Source organism: Burkholderia sp. AU27893 (assembly GCF_002223205.1).
Taxonomy (GTDB): Bacteria; Pseudomonadota; Gammaproteobacteria; order Burkholderiales; family Burkholderiaceae; genus Burkholderia.
In genome coordinates this window covers 1,900,847-1,914,204 of record NZ_NKFD01000004.1, presented here as the reverse complement: position 1 = coordinate 1,914,204, position 13,358 = coordinate 1,900,847, and the positions used below count along the sequence as shown (strand labels likewise).

The following is a 13,358-nucleotide window of genomic DNA, read 5'->3' as shown; positions in this document are numbered from 1 at the left end:
CGGCGCGCGGCGCCGGGGCGGCGGGCCTGACGCGCGGACGTAAAAAAGGCCGTGCACCTGGCACGGCCTCGATCCGGATCCGTTTATCGACGCGCGCCGGCGGCGATGACCGCACCGCCGGCGCGCGTTGACACGCTTGCATCAAGCCTCGGCCGGCTCGCCCAGCGGCCCGGCATCGTCGTCCGCGGTGCGCCGTGGCGAATCGGCGAGCCCCTTCGCCAGCTCCAGCGCCTGCCGCTCGAACAGCCGGCGATAGATGCCGCCTTCGATCCGGATCAGCGCGTCGTGGCTGCCTTCCTCGATCACCTTGCCGCGATCGAGCACCAGCAGCCGGTCGAGCGCGCGCACGGTCGACAGCCGGTGCGCGACCACGAGCGTCGTGCGCCCGACCATCAGCCGCTCCATCGCCTGCTGGATCAGCAGCTCGCTTTCGCTGTCGAGGCTCGACGTCGCTTCGTCGAGGATCAGGATCGGCGCATCGGCGAGGAATGCACGCGCGATCGCGACCCGCTGGCGTTCGCCACCCGACAGCTTGATCCCGCGTTCGCCGACGAGCGTGTCATAGCCGTCCGGCAGCGTGGCGATGAAGTCGTGCGCGCTGGCGAGCCGCGCGGCGCGCTCGATGTCGGCCCGGCTTGCATCGGGGCGCGCATACGCGATGTTCTCGGCCAGCGTGCGGTGGAACAGCACGGGCTCCTGCTGGACGATCGCGATCTGGCTGCGCAGCGAATCCTGCCTGACCTGCGCGATGTCCTGGCCGTCGATCGTGATGCGGCCGCCCGACACGTCGTACAGGCGCTGGATCAGCTTGATGAACGTCGTCTTGCCCGATCCCGAGTGGCCGACGAGGCCCACGCGCTCGCCCGGCGCGATGCGCATCGAGAAGTCGTCGTACAGCGGCACCGGATGGTTGCCGTAGCGGAACGTCACGTGCTCGAAGCGGATCTCGCCTTGCCCGATCCGGATCGCCGGCGCGCCGGGACGATCGTCGATGCCGAGCGGCTGGCGTTCGAGCGCGACGAGTTCTTCCATGTCGTTCACCGAGCGCTGCAGGTTGCGGATGTGCATGCCGACGTCGCGCAGGTAGCCCTGCAGCATGAAGAACATCGTCAGCGCGAACGCGATGTCGCCGACGCTCGCTTCATCGTTCGCCCACAGCCGCAGCGCGACGCCGATCATCGCGGCCTGCATCGCGACGAGCATCGCGCCCTGCAACCCGCCGTTGAGCGTGCCGCGCACCCACGTGCGGCGCGTGCGCTGCCGCCACTTGCCGATCACGCGCGCGAGCCGCGCTTCCTCGCGGGTTTCCGCGCCGAACGCCTTCACGACCGCGTTGCAGCTCACGGCATCGGCGAGCGCGCCGCCCATGCGCGTGTCCCACAGGTTGCCGAGCCGCGCGGCCGGCGCGACGATGCCGAGCGACACGGCCACCGTCACCGTGATGTACAGCAGCGAACCCGCGCCGACGACGAGCCCCATCACGGGCCAGTGCGTGCCGAGCAGCACGGTGGCGCCGACCAGCATCGTGACCGACGGCAGCAGCGCGATCAGCACGGTGTCGTTCAGCAGGTCGAGCGCCCAGATCCCGCGCGTGATCTTGCGCACGGTCGAGCCCGCGAAGCTGTTCGCGTGCCAGTCGGTGGAGAAGCGCTGCACGCGATGGAACGACGCGGCCGCGATCTCGCTCATCATCTTCAACGTGAGCGTGATGATGTTCAGGTAGACGCCTTGCCGCAGCACCGTCGCGCCGAGCCCGAGCGCCGCGAGCGTGCCGAACGCGACGAGCGCGGCATGCCACGCGGCGGCGCGGTCGGTCAGGCCGGTCGACAGCGCGTCGACGAGTCGGCCCGCGAACAGCGGCGTGAGCACGTCGGCGAGCGCGGCGAGCAGCGCAAGGCTCGCGACCGTGGCGGTGCGCGCCGGCTGCTTGCGCCAGTAGCGGAAGGTAAAGCCGAAGACGGCCTGGAATGCCTGGCCGCCCAGACGGGAGGTTTTTCTGGTCATTTATCGTTGCCCGGCGCATCGCGCGACGGGACTTTCCGGTTCGGAGAACATCGAAAACGCAACAGCCAGGCCGCGCGAAAATCGCGGGTGGAATACGAAACGGGCTGTCGGGAAACGGCGCGGCTGACGGGTTAGCGGAAAACTCGGGAGCCGGCGCGGACGGCGGGCTGGATCAGCTGCGCCGTGGGACCACGTTCGGGAAGGTGGCTGGCATTCGGAACATCTGCACCTCCCCTGAAGTGAACGGTTGAAAGGACGCCGAAACGACGTGAAAAGATTCTATCAGCAGTGTCGGGCGCGCCGCAACGTCTGACGAATGCGGCGTTGCAGCGTCGATACGGTTAGTATTCAGGGTTTCGGCCCTTCTTTTGCGGCCTTCCGCACTGCGGCAGCGCAAGGGCCGGCACGCGCGCCGCTGACACTTCGGCGTCTGCGGCGCAGGCTGCCGCGGCCCTCGCAGATTCACCACGATACATTCCTGAGGAAACGATGAGCGACGTTCAGCAAGGCATCCTGACCCCGATCGATTCGGCGGCCCGATACCTCACTTTCACGATGTCGAATGACGGCAATGTGGCGGCGGCGCTGGCCGCGCTGCGCGAGATCGTCGACGGACGCGACACGGTGGTCGGGTTCGGGCATGCGCTGGCGGCGTACCTTGGGCGCCCGGTGCCGGGCCTGACCGAATTCCCGGCGTTCGCGGTGAAGGACCGCACGCTGCCGGCGACGCCGGCCGACGTGTGGGTCTGGCTGCGCGGCGACGACCGCGGCGAGATCGTGCTGCGCGCACGGGCGATCGAACGCGCGCTGGCGCCGGCGTTTGCGTTGCAGGACGCGGTCGACGGCTTCCGCTATTCGAACGATCGCGACCTGTCCGGCTACGAGGACGGCACGGAGAACCCGGAAGGCGACGACGCGGTGGCCGCGGCGATCGTGACGGGGCAGGGCGCGGGGCTCGACGGCGCGAGCTTCGTCGCGATCCAGCAATGGCTGCACGACTTCGACCAGATGGAACGCATTCCGTCGGGCGACATGGACAACATCATCGGGCGCCGCCGCTCGGACAACGAAGAGCTCGACGACGCACCCGAGTTCGCGCACGTGAAGCGCACCGCGCAGGAAAGCTTCGAGCCCGAGGCGTTCATGCTGCGCCGTTCGTCGCCGTGGGCGGACGCGCGTCGCGCGGGCCTCTACTTCGTCGCGTTCGGCTGCTCGTTCCGCGCGTTCGACGTGCAGATGCGCCGGATGAGCGGCGCGGAAGACGGGATCGTCGACGGCCTGTTCCGCTTCACGCGGCCGTTGACGGGCGCGTATTTCTGGTGCCCGCCGCTGAAGGACGACAAGCTCGACCTGTCCGCGCTCGGTCTGTAAGCGCCTGACGGGTTCGACGCAACGGGGGGCCGCGCATCGTGCGCGGCCCCCCGTTTCCTTTTGCGCGGCGATCGTGCGCGGTGTGCTTGCGTGCGTGGCGTGTCAGTTCAACGTCGTGTCGATCCGCGTGCCGCGCTTGATGAACTGCGTGACCGGCGTTTTCTCGCAGATTTCGGCGAGGCGCTGGCGTTGCGCTTCATCGAGCGGACCGTCGAGCGTCACGACGCGGCGCACGTACTGCGTGCCGTCGCGATCGGCATGCAGCTCGGTGCGCACGTCGATGCGCGTGGCCGGCCACGTCTTGCGCTGCATGTACATGCGCAGCGTCGCGGCCGTGCATTGCGCGAGGCCGGCCAGCACGAACTCGTACGGCGCCGGCCCGCGATCCTGGCCGCCTTCGCGGGGCGCTTCGTCGCCGGTCAACGCGTGCGTGCCGGCCTGCAGCTGGACGACGTAGTCGGGTGCATCGGCGTCGAGGACGGCGGCGGCATGGATGAGCGACATGGCAAGTCTCCGGTCAGCGGAAAGAAGGAAAGGGAAGCGGGCGCCGCGTGGCGGCGCGCAGCCGCCAGCATACCGCCCCGATCGGGACGGCGTGCGCCGCGCGGTTAGGCGTCGGTGACGCTGGCGCTGCTGCGCACGAGCGCGGCGATACGTTCGCGCACCCACTGGTGTGCGTGATCGGCGTCGCGCGATTCGTGCCAGTACGCAAGGAGCGGGAACGGCTTGAGCCGCAACGGCAGCGGCCGCACGACGATCGGCAGCAGCGCGGCCATCCGCAATGCATAAGTGTGCGGCAGCGTGACCAGCAGGTCGCCGGTCGCGGCGATCTGGCAGGCGGCGAAATAGTGCTGACAGGTGAGCCGGATATCGCGGAAGCGGCCGTCGTTGCCGAGCAGCACGTCGAGCGATTGCGGCTCGCCGAGCGACGACACCGCGACATGCCGCGCCGCGAAATAGTCGCCGCGCCGCAGCGGCTCGTGCGCAAGCGGATGATCGCCGCGCAGCGCGACGACGAGCGAATCGTCGAGCAGGTGTTCGGTGGCGATGCGCGGGCCGGTCGGCACGCGGCGATCGACGGCGAGATCGAGATTGCCCGAGGCGAGTTCGCGCTCGATGTCGGCCACCGCGATGCGGCGGCTCACGAGCCGCAGGCCGGGCGCTTCGTCGGCGAACGCGGCGACGATCCGCGGCAGCGCGATCGATTCGAGCACGTCGCGAATACCGACTGCGATGCTCAGGTCGAGCGTCGCGGGATCGAATGCCGACGGCGCGCGCGCGGTGCCTTGCAGGCCCTTCAGGTGCAGCTGCACGTCCGCGATGATCGTGCGCGTGCGTTCGGTTGCGACGACCCGGTTGCCCTGCCGCACGAACAGCGGATCGTCGAAATGCGCGCGCAGCCGGTTGAGCGCGTGCGTGACGGCCGGCTGCGTGAGGTGCAACGCGCGGGCGGCCGCGCCGATGCCGCCATGCACGTAGACGGCGTCGAGCACGCGAAACAGGTTCAGGTCGAGGCGGTGATCGGCGGGCACGGGGCGCGGGGGGGCGTGGTGAAGGGTGGACCGATTCTAAAGGATGCGCAGGCTACGGATACGGCGGGCTTTCCTGCGTGGCGATCGATGGCACGGGATACGAGTCGATATCGTTCGAGCCGATATTCGGTTGTGCATTTATCCGGATATCCGACGCAATAAGTCGCAATGAAATGCGCGGATTGCGCTGCATGCAATCGTAATAATGGGCGATATCGGCCGGGCAATTCCACAGAGGGCCGCCGGCAAACCGTGACAGCCTGTAGTAATCCGCCATCATGCTGTCCACGTCGGCCATTTCGCGCCAAAGGCGCGACCCGTTCGGCTAAGATGCCGTCGCTTCATATTTCGGGATAGCCGTCCTGTCGCACGCATTCAAACCAAATATAAGCCTGACAGTTCGACGGTATTAGAAGAAGTCGAACAAGTCGGGGGCTTGGCCAGTGAATGCAGCAGATCAGAGATGGGTCGTTATCTATTTGAGTACGGGATTTTCGTTGGCCCAGGCCGCGCGTCTTGGCGAGGCTTTCAACCTGGCGAATCGCCTGCACGCATACAGTGCTGACTACCAGTTGAAGTACGTATCCGAAAGCGGGGGGCTGGTGCAGTCGTCCTCCGGCGTGAGCATCGCGGCCGATCCGCTCGGTGACGAGCACGGCCGCCGCGCGCTCGCGTTCTTTCATCTTCACGGTGACCGCGCGGTCGTCAACTGGGACGACGCATTGCAGCGTCGCCTCGCCGACATTCGCCGTCATGCGCGCTGGATCGTCGACGGGACGGACCTGCCCACGCTCGCGGCCATGCAGCGTCCGTCGGCGGCGCTCGAAGGGCGGGCCGGCCGGGGCGGGCGACGGATCGCCGCGACGGTCGAGCTGCAGGCCGGCGAAACCGACGTGTTCGCCACCGTGCTCGACATGTTCCGCGTCGAACTCGGCGACATTGCCGCGCAGGAGATCGCCAGCAACCTGCTGCGGCCGGTCGAGCAGCGCTATGCGCAGTCGATGTGGGCCTTTCGCGAGCTGAGCGCGAGCCCGTCGATCCGGATGTCGGCGCAGCGGCTGCGCGCGCAGAGCGTGAACCGCATCTCGATCGCGAACGCGGCCCAGGCCGCCGCGATGAGTGAGCGCAACTTTCTGCGGCGCTTCAAGAAGGAAATCGGCGTGACGCCGACCGAATTCGTCCAGCACGTGCGGCTCGAGCGCGCGTGCCACATGCTGGTCCACACGACGCTGCCGGCCGACAAGGTCGCGCGCCGCACCGGGTTCGGCAGCGGCGAGCGGCTCGCGAAGCTGTTTCGCCAGCGCATGCTGATGTCGCCGACCGAATTTCGCATCGCCGAGCGCGAAAGGATCCTCACCCGTGGCGCGAGGCCGGCCGATGCGGGCGAGGGGGCCGGCGACGGCACCGAGGGGCATCGCGCCGCGTGACAGGCCGCGCGGGAGAAAATCGGGCGGATACCCGTAGAATCGTCCTGTCCCGATCTCGAGCCCCGGTTTCCATGTCCTTCCTCCCCACCACCGCCACCGCCCCGTTCTGCCCGTCGGAAGTCAAGGGCAGCATCACGATCGATGCCGCCGCGCCGCGCTGGCAGAAGCTCAAGCGCTTCTTCGGCCCCGGCCTGCTGGTCGCGATCGGCTACATGGATCCCGGCAACTGGGCGACCGACATCCAGGCCGGCTCGCAGTTCGGCTATTCGCTGCTGTGGGTCGTCGCGTTCTCGAGCCTCGCGGCGATCTTCCTGCAGATGCTCGCGGCGCGGCTCGGCCTCGTCGCCGGCCGGGATCTCGCGCAGGCCAGCTACGACCGCTATGGCCGCTTCGGCCGCATCGTGCAGTGGGTGACCGCCGAAGTGTCGATCATCGCGTGCGACATCGCGGAAGTCCTCGGCTGCGCGCTCGCGTTCAAGCTGCTGCTCGGCGTACCGCTCGCGTGGGGGATCGTGCTGACCGCGCTCGACACGGTGATCGTGCTCGGCCTGCAGGGCAAGGGGTTCCGGCAGATCGAAGCGATCGTGCTCGCGCTGATCGCGACGATGGCGTTCTGCTTCGTCGCGCAGGTCGCGATCACGCCGCCCGACTGGCACGCGGTGGTCGGCGGGCTGGTGCCGGGCGATCCGGGCCACGACCGCAAGGACGCGATCGTGCTCGCGCTCGGCATCGTCGGCGCGACGATCATGCCGCACAACCTGTACCTGCATTCGTCGGTCGTGCAGACGCGGCACGTGGTCGGCGGCACGCGCGGGATGATCCGCGACACGCTTGCGCTGGTGCGCATCGATACCTGCGTGTCGCTGTTCGTCGCGATGCTCGTCAACGCGGCGATCCTGGTCGTCGCGGGCGCGGCCTTCCATGCGACCGGCCAGCACAACGTGACCGACATCGAGCAGGCCTACCACCTGATTACGCCGATCGCCGGCGGCGCGGCCGCACTGCTGTTCGGCGTCGCGCTGCTTGCGTCGGGGCAGAGCTCGACGCTGACCGGCACGATCGCCGGCCAGGTGATCATGGACGGCTTCCTGCATACGAAGATCCCGTGCTACCAGCGCCGGCTGATTACGCGCGGGCTCGCGCTCGTACCGGCGCTGATCGGCGTGCTGTGGCTCGGCGACAGCTCGGTGGGGCAACTGCTGGTGTGGAGCCAGGTGCTGCTGAGCCTGCAGCTGCCGTTCGCGATGTGGCCGCTGATCCGCTCGGTCAGCGATCGCAACACGATGGGCGAGCACACGATCGGGCGCGGGATGCAGATCGCCGCGTGGGCGCTGTTCGTCGTCATCACCGGCACGAACCTGCTGCTGATTACCGGTGTCGCGGGCTGATACAGCCTGACACAGGCTGACACAGTCGCACGGCGCGCATGCGGTAAACTGCGGCCTTTCGATCGTCGTCCGAAGTCCGTTATGTGGAGTGAAATCAGCAACATCGGCGATGCCGCGCTGACCTTGCCGATCGCGCTGACCTGCGCGGCGTGGTTCGCGCTGACCGACTGGCGCCTCGCCGTCCGCTGGGGCGTGCTGCTCGCCGCCGGCATGGGCCTCGTCGGCGCCACCAAGATCCTCTATGCCGGGTGCGGCATCGAGCTGCCGCAATTCGATTTCCGCGTGATCAGCGGCCACACGATGTTGTCGACGTCCGTGTGGACCGTCGCGCTGTCGATGCTGTGGCAGGCGTTCCGGCCGGGCAAGGCGCCCGGCATCGCCGCCGGGCTGGCCGTCGGCGCGCTCACGGCCGTCGCGCGCGTGTTCGATCATTCGCACACCGTGCCGGAGGTGATCGTCGGCTGGATGCTCGGCGCGCTGGTCGCGCTGGTGTTCCTGCGCGGCTACGACAGCGCGCGGCAGCGTGCCTTCTCGCCGCGCGTCGCGGCCGTCTGCCTGCTGCTCGTGTCGGGCATCGCGTACGGGCACCGTGCGCCGTTCCAGCAGATGATCGACACCCATTCGCCGCAACTCTGCGCGTTCGTGCGCGCGCCGTCCGGCGACGGATTCTGACGGTAGCCGGTCGCGGCGCCCCGGCGCCGCTTTCTTGCCGCCGGCATTCGCCCGGCGGTTGCACGATTCCACACCGCTCATCTTCCTCAGTGCATTCGCGTCCGCGCGGAACGCCGCGCTTCGTCATTGCCTGAATCAACGATCCGCCCGGTCCGCATGATTCGCGCGTGCCACCGACCCACGCCTGCGCGCCGACCCGCTAAGGTCATGAACAGAGTCTATGACTGGGCATAACGATTATTCATTTCATCGATTGGCGGCATTCGCGTACGCTGGCTGTCGTTCAACCGGGGCAGGCTGCCCGGCACGTCCGGCCCGCGTCAGGTCCATCTCGATATACTCGTCGAAACCGTGCGGCGCCTCGTGATGTCGAGGCACGGTCGACCGGCCCGCGTCGGCCGGAACAGGCACGGCCCACCCGTCGCGGCAGCGTTCCGCGACGACGATTCACGATAGGAGCAGGTCACATGACAGTCGTTTCTTCGCGCCTTGCCGGCAAGTGCGCATACATCACGGGCGCCGCGGGCGGCCTCGGCCGCGCGATCGCGCGCCGGATGGTCGAGCAGGGCGCGCGCGTGTTCGTGACCGACATCGCCGACGCGGCGGTGCTCGACGCGTTCGCGCAGGAACTCAACGCGGGCCATGCGACGCCGGTCGCGTTCGCCGCGACGCAGGACGTGCGCGACGAAGCGCGCTGGCAGGCGCTGCTCGCGCAGGCGGTCGACGCGATGGGCGGGCTGTCGGTGCTCGTCAACAACGCGGGCGTCGGCTCGATCGGCTCGCCCGCGCAGATCGAGCTGGACGAATGGCGGCGCGTGATGGCGATCAACGTCGAGAGCATCGTGCTCGGTTGCAAGCACGCGCTGTCGTATCTGGCCGAAAGCCATCCCGCGTCGATCATCAACATCTCGTCGGTCGCCGCGTTCAAGGTCGAGCCGGATTTCACCGCGTACAACGCGTCGAAGGCGGCGGTCGCGTCGCTGACGAAGTCGGTCGCGATCGACTGCGCGCGCCGCGAGATCGACGTGCGCTGCAACTCGATTCACCCGGCGTTCATCCGCACGGGGATCGTCGAGCCGCTGTTCCAGTCGCTCGGCGAACGCGACGCGACGCGCAAGCTCGCGCGCGGCATTCCGCTGCGCCGGCTCGGCGAGCCGGACGACGTCGCGCACGCGGCCGTGTATCTCGCATCCGACGAGAGCCGCTTCGTGACGGCCGCCGAACTCGTGATCGACGGCGGCATGTGCGCGGTCTGACGCGCATCCCGAACCACTACGACCGGAGGAGAACATCGTGTCCACACCCGTGAACCGCCAACTGCTGCTGAAGACGCGCCCGGAAGGGCGGGTCGGCCGCGAACACTTTTCGCTCGTCGAGACGCCGGTGCCGGCGCTCGCCGACGGCGAGGTGCTCGTGCGCGTGCTGTATCTGTCGATGGACCCGACCAACCGCGTGTGGATGAGCGACGTGCCGCAGTACCTGCCGCCCGTCGCGATCGGCGAGGTGATGCGCGCGCTCGGCATCGGGCGCGTGGTGGCGTCGCGCAACGCGGGGTTCGCGGAAGGCGATCTCGTGCAGGGGCTCGTCGGCTGGCAGGATTACGCGGTCGTGCCGGCCGACCAGGCCGCGCAGCTCGTGAAGCTGCCCGCGGCGTCGGGCCTGCCGCTGCCGACGCTGCTCGGCGCGTGCGGGATGAGCGGGTTGACCGCGTATTACGGGCTGACCGATATCGCGCCGGTGCAGCCGGGCGAGACGCTCGTGGTATCGGCGGCGGCGGGCTCGGTCGGCTCGATCGCCGGGCAGATCGGCAAGATCCACGGCGCACGCGTGGTCGGCATCGCGGGTGGCGCGGACAAGTGCCGCTACCTGACCGAGACGCTCGGTTTCGACGCGGCCGTCGACTACAAGGCCGACGATTTCCGCGAGCAACTGAAGGCGGCGACGCCGGACGGCGTGCACGTGAACTTCGAAAACGTCGGCGGCGAGGTGATGCGCGCGGTGCTGTCGCGGATGGTGATCGGCGGGCGCGTCGCGCTGTGCGGCGTGATCTCGAACTACAACAGCGGGCGCGCGGCGGACGACGTCGGCGTGCTGATCTCGAAGCGGCTGACGATGCGCGGCTTCCTGATCCTCGACTATCGCAAGAGCCGTGAAGCCGTGCAGACGCTCGCGGGCTGGCTGCGCGACGGCCGGCTCAAGGCCGAGGAGACGGTCGCGGACGGTCTCGAGAACGCGCCCGACGTGCTGAATCGCCTGTTCGACGGCGACCATCGCGGCAAGCTCGTGCTGCGCGTCGATCCCGGCGCGTGACCGGCCCGACGCGCAGCGTGCAATGCCGTTCGTACGCTGCCGCGAGCGGGTGCCGAACGCGGTGCGTTCGAACAACCGTGCATTAGTTTCGGACTAGTCCCATATATTGTCCGGACGTCTCTCCCTAAAGTGATTGCCAGCAGACAGGCGGCGTGACCGACGCGTCACGCCGCCTTTTTTTCTGGTCACGCGGAAGAGGAGAGGGAACATGCGAAACGACGCGAAGCGGGCGGCATCGGTGGCGATGCGCAATCGATCGGTGCGGTGCGCCGGTGCCGTGCGGCAGATCGCAATCGGGCTTGGCGCGGCGTTCGCGATGTCGAATGCGGTGGCGGCCGGGCATGCCGCGTCGGACGGCATCGTACGGTTCACGGGCGCGCTCGTCGATCTCTACGACGTGACGCTCGACGCGCGCTCGGGCGAGGTGGTCGAAGGACGAGAGATGGCGAACGGCGGGGCGGCGGCAACGCTGCGATTCGATGCCCATGGCCGGCGATTGCCGGGCGCCCAGGTGGCGCTGGTCGGGCCCGACGGTGCGCGGCTCTCGCCCGAAGTCGCTTCGCGTGTGCGGGCAACGTGGCGCGATGCGCACGGCGAGCGAAGCGTGCCGCTGGTATCGGGCCGCACGTATCGCGTGGGCCCGTATGGTGGCGTGATGACGCTGGCGGCGGATGAAGCAACGGGCGCCGAGGCGCCCGTCGTGATCCGCATTCGCCATCCGTGACGGCGCTTGCCGGCAGGTGCGTGGCACACGGCCACGCGATGCGTCATTCGCCCTGTTCGGCGCGCGCGTAGATGTCCCAGCTCGCCATGAACAGCGCGGCGACGAGCGGCCCGATCACGAAGCCGTTGATGCCGAACAGCGCCATCCCGCCGAGCGTCGAGATCAGCACGACCCAGTCGGGCATCTTCGTGTCCTTGCCGACGAGGATCGGGCGCAGCAGGTTGTCGACGAGGCCGATCACGCCCACGCAGAACGCGACGAGGATCACGCACTTCCAGACCGCGCCGATCATCAGGAAGTAGAGCGCGGCCGGCACCCAGACGAGGCTCGCGCCGATCGCGGGCAGCAACGACAGGAACGCCATCAGCGCGCCCCACAGCACCACGCCCTCGATCCCGAGAATCCAGAAGATCAGGCCGCCGAGCGCGCCCTGCACGAGCGCGACCGCGATGTTGCCCTTCACCGTTGCGCGCACGACGGTCGTGAACTTCGCAAGCAGCAGGTTCTTGTGCTCCTCGTCGAGCGGCAGCGCGCGGCGCACGCGGCGGCCGATCTCGCCGCCGTCGCGCAGCAGGAAGAACACCATGTACAGCATCACGCCGAAGCTCACGACGAACTGGAACGTGTTCTGGCCGATGCTGAGCGCCTGGGTGGCCGCGAACTGGCTGATTTGCGCGGCGCCGTCGGTCAGCTTCTTCTGGATGCCCGGGATGTTGGTCAGTCCGTATTTCTGCAGCAGGTTCTGGATCGACGTCGGCAGCGCATGAATGATGTCGTGGAAATACTGCGAATAGTTCGGCTGGGCGTCCTTGAGCTCCTGGTACACGTACGCGATTTCCTGCACGAGCGTCGCGGCGACGAACACGAGCGGCAGGATCACGATCAGGACGATCAGCGACAGCGTCACGAGCGCGGCCAGGTTGCGCCGCTTGCCGAAGCGTGCGGCGAGCCAGCGCTGCACGGGCTGGAACAGGATCGCGAGAATGGTGCCCCAGAACACGGCTCCGGAAAACGGCGCGAGGATCCAGCAGAGTCCGACGGTGACCGCGGCCAGCAGGAAATAGAAGAATTTTTGGTGGTCGTGTCCGCTTTCCATGGATGACGTTCGCGCAGATTGATGCGTGGTTTGATTGAATCTCGTTGCCCCGCGCGCGATCGGTTCCCGATCGTCACGGGTTCGCGGCGAAATGCGACGCAGGGCGGCCCGAAGCGGAGTATGCCCGCAAAGGCGCCGCCATCATAGCCGCTGCGCGCGGCCCATACGAAAACGCCGCGGCCGGGGCCGCGGCGCTGCCGGGAAGCAAACGCGGCGTGACGCCGCGTGCCGCATCGTCAGATATTGAGCTTCGTGACCTTGGTGCCGTTCACCGACAGGTCGCCCATCAGGCCCGCGTTGGTCAGGACCAGCACCTGGACCGGGGCGGTGGCGGTGTTGGAGTCGACCGCGCCGTTCGCGCCGACCTTCACGACCGCGACCGACGCGTCGGCGCCCGCGGCCCAGCCGTCGGACTTGCGGAACGAGTCGAGCGCATCCTGCGTCATGAACAGGAACACGATCGCCTTCGACTGCGCGCCGGCCTGCAGGCCGACCGACAGCGACGACGTGTTGTAGTAGCCGACCGTGCTGCCGCCGACGCGCAGCGCGCCGTTGCCGGACTGGCCGCCGACGATGAAGCCGGCCTGCAGCACGTTCGGGAACACGAGCACGCCGCGCGATTTCGCGACGAGTTCACGCGAACCCGGCACCGTCGAATAGAGGCGCGACAGCGTCGCGTTGACGCTGGCGTCGATCGACTGGCGCTTCGACGCGCTGGCCGCGGCGCCTTCCGGTTTGTCCGGGGTGGTCGTGCAACCGGCGAGCGCGAGGCTGCCGAGCAGGACGGCGGCGGCGGCTTTCATGGCAAAGGTCTTCTGCATGGCGTTTCTCCTT

13 protein-coding genes are annotated in these 13,358 nt (G+C 68.3%); 7 read left to right on the top strand and 6 right to left on the bottom strand.

Going from position 1 to position 13,358, the window contains the following annotated elements; genetic code table 11:
* Nucleotides 1-141: 141 nt before the first annotated feature.
* Nucleotides 142-2,004 carry an ABC transporter ATP-binding protein gene (locus CFB47_RS28380; protein ID WP_089462976.1) on the bottom strand — a complete coding sequence of 621 codons (1,863 nt, stop codon included), beginning with the start codon at nt 2,002-2,004 and terminating at the stop codon, nt 142-144.
* A gap of 489 nt (nt 2,005-2,493) precedes the next feature.
* Here CFB47_RS28380 and CFB47_RS28370 point away from each other — a divergent pair, with 489 nt between their 5' ends.
* Nucleotides 2,494-3,375, top strand: coding sequence for a Dyp-type peroxidase (locus CFB47_RS28370; protein WP_089462975.1), 882 nt, complete (start codon nt 2,494-2,496; stop codon nt 3,373-3,375).
* Nucleotides 3,376-3,477: 102 nt separating this feature from the next.
* On the opposite strand, the gene CFB47_RS28365 is transcribed toward CFB47_RS28370, so the two are convergent.
* The 3 genes from CFB47_RS28365 to CFB47_RS40755 all read right to left on the bottom strand — a co-directional run bounded on the left by CFB47_RS28365 (nt 3,478) and on the right by CFB47_RS40755 (nt 5,205).
* On the bottom strand, nt 3,478-3,879 hold the full coding sequence (locus tag CFB47_RS28365) for an OsmC family protein (protein ID WP_011355890.1): 402 nt from the start codon (nt 3,877-3,879) through the stop codon (nt 3,478-3,480).
* A gap of 104 nt (nt 3,880-3,983) precedes the next feature.
* Nucleotides 3,984-4,907 (bottom strand): LysR family transcriptional regulator, encoded by a 924-nt coding sequence (locus CFB47_RS28360; RefSeq protein ID WP_089462974.1) that lies wholly within the window; start codon nt 4,905-4,907, stop codon nt 3,984-3,986.
* A 52-nt stretch (nt 4,908-4,959) separates the two neighbouring features.
* The gene (locus CFB47_RS40755; RefSeq protein ID WP_089443043.1) at nt 4,960-5,205 is read right to left on the bottom strand and encodes a hypothetical protein; all 246 of its coding nucleotides are present in this window, start codon (nt 5,203-5,205) and stop codon (nt 4,960-4,962) included.
* Between the two features lie 199 nt (nt 5,206-5,404).
* Here CFB47_RS40755 and CFB47_RS28355 point away from each other — a divergent pair, with 199 nt between their 5' ends.
* The 6 genes from CFB47_RS28355 to CFB47_RS28330 all read left to right on the top strand — a co-directional run bounded on the left by CFB47_RS28355 (nt 5,405) and on the right by CFB47_RS28330 (nt 11,428).
* The gene (locus tag CFB47_RS28355; protein WP_089462973.1) at nt 5,405-6,334 is read left to right on the top strand and encodes a helix-turn-helix domain-containing protein; all 930 of its coding nucleotides are present in this window, start codon (nt 5,405-5,407) and stop codon (nt 6,332-6,334) included.
* A 71-nt stretch (nt 6,335-6,405) separates the two neighbouring features.
* Nucleotides 6,406-7,722 (top strand): Nramp family divalent metal transporter, encoded by a 1,317-nt coding sequence (locus CFB47_RS28350; RefSeq protein ID WP_089462972.1) that lies wholly within the window; start codon nt 6,406-6,408, stop codon nt 7,720-7,722.
* An 81-nt stretch (nt 7,723-7,803) separates the two neighbouring features.
* Nucleotides 7,804-8,394: a phosphatase PAP2 family protein gene (locus CFB47_RS28345; protein ID WP_089462971.1), complete on the top strand. Its 591-nt coding sequence runs from the start codon at nt 7,804-7,806 to the stop codon at nt 8,392-8,394.
* A gap of 467 nt (nt 8,395-8,861) precedes the next feature.
* Nucleotides 8,862-9,650, top strand: coding sequence for an SDR family oxidoreductase (locus CFB47_RS28340; RefSeq protein ID WP_059521513.1), 789 nt, complete (start codon nt 8,862-8,864; stop codon nt 9,648-9,650).
* A 37-nt stretch (nt 9,651-9,687) separates the two neighbouring features.
* Entirely contained in the window at nt 9,688-10,704 is a 1,017-nt protein-coding gene (locus CFB47_RS28335) for an NADP-dependent oxidoreductase (protein WP_089457781.1), read from the top strand.
* 208 nt (nt 10,705-10,912) lie between these two features.
* Nucleotides 10,913-11,428 carry a thioesterase gene (locus CFB47_RS28330; RefSeq protein ID WP_089462970.1) on the top strand — a complete coding sequence of 172 codons (516 nt, stop codon included), beginning with the start codon at nt 10,913-10,915 and terminating at the stop codon, nt 11,426-11,428.
* A 43-nt stretch (nt 11,429-11,471) separates the two neighbouring features.
* On the opposite strand, the gene CFB47_RS28325 is transcribed toward CFB47_RS28330, so the two are convergent.
* Together CFB47_RS28325 and CFB47_RS28320 are read right to left on the bottom strand one after the other, a co-directional pair.
* Nucleotides 11,472-12,524 (bottom strand): AI-2E family transporter, encoded by a 1,053-nt coding sequence (locus tag CFB47_RS28325; RefSeq protein ID WP_039345329.1) that lies wholly within the window; start codon nt 12,522-12,524, stop codon nt 11,472-11,474.
* 236 nt (nt 12,525-12,760) lie between these two features.
* Entirely contained in the window at nt 12,761-13,345 is a 585-nt protein-coding gene (locus tag CFB47_RS28320; protein WP_089443037.1) for a YSC84-related protein, read from the bottom strand.
* Between the last annotated feature and the right edge of the window lie 13 nt (nt 13,346-13,358).

Bases quoted from the DNA above. Each gene is read 5' to 3' on its own strand.
- CFB47_RS28380 (WP_089462976.1), bottom strand. From the start codon at position 2,004: ATGACCAGAAAAACCTCCCGTCTGGGCGGCCAGGCATTCCAGGCCGTC.
- CFB47_RS28370 (WP_089462975.1), top strand. From the start codon at position 2,494: ATGAGCGACGTTCAGCAAGGCATCCTGACCCCGATCGATTCGGCGGCC.
- CFB47_RS28365 (WP_011355890.1), bottom strand. From the start codon at position 3,879: ATGTCGCTCATCCATGCCGCCGCCGTCCTCGACGCCGATGCACCCGAC.
- CFB47_RS40755 (WP_089443043.1), bottom strand. From the start codon at position 5,205: ATGGCCGACGTGGACAGCATGATGGCGGATTACTACAGGCTGTCACGG.
- CFB47_RS28350 (WP_089462972.1), top strand. From the start codon at position 6,406: ATGTCCTTCCTCCCCACCACCGCCACCGCCCCGTTCTGCCCGTCGGAA.
- CFB47_RS28345 (WP_089462971.1), top strand. From the start codon at position 7,804: ATGTGGAGTGAAATCAGCAACATCGGCGATGCCGCGCTGACCTTGCCG.
- CFB47_RS28340 (WP_059521513.1), top strand. From the start codon at position 8,862: ATGACAGTCGTTTCTTCGCGCCTTGCCGGCAAGTGCGCATACATCACG.
- CFB47_RS28330 (WP_089462970.1), top strand. From the start codon at position 10,913: ATGCGAAACGACGCGAAGCGGGCGGCATCGGTGGCGATGCGCAATCGA.
- CFB47_RS28325 (WP_039345329.1), bottom strand. From the start codon at position 12,524: ATGGAAAGCGGACACGACCACCAAAAATTCTTCTATTTCCTGCTGGCC.
- CFB47_RS28320 (WP_089443037.1), bottom strand. From the start codon at position 13,345: ATGCAGAAGACCTTTGCCATGAAAGCCGCCGCCGCCGTCCTGCTCGGC.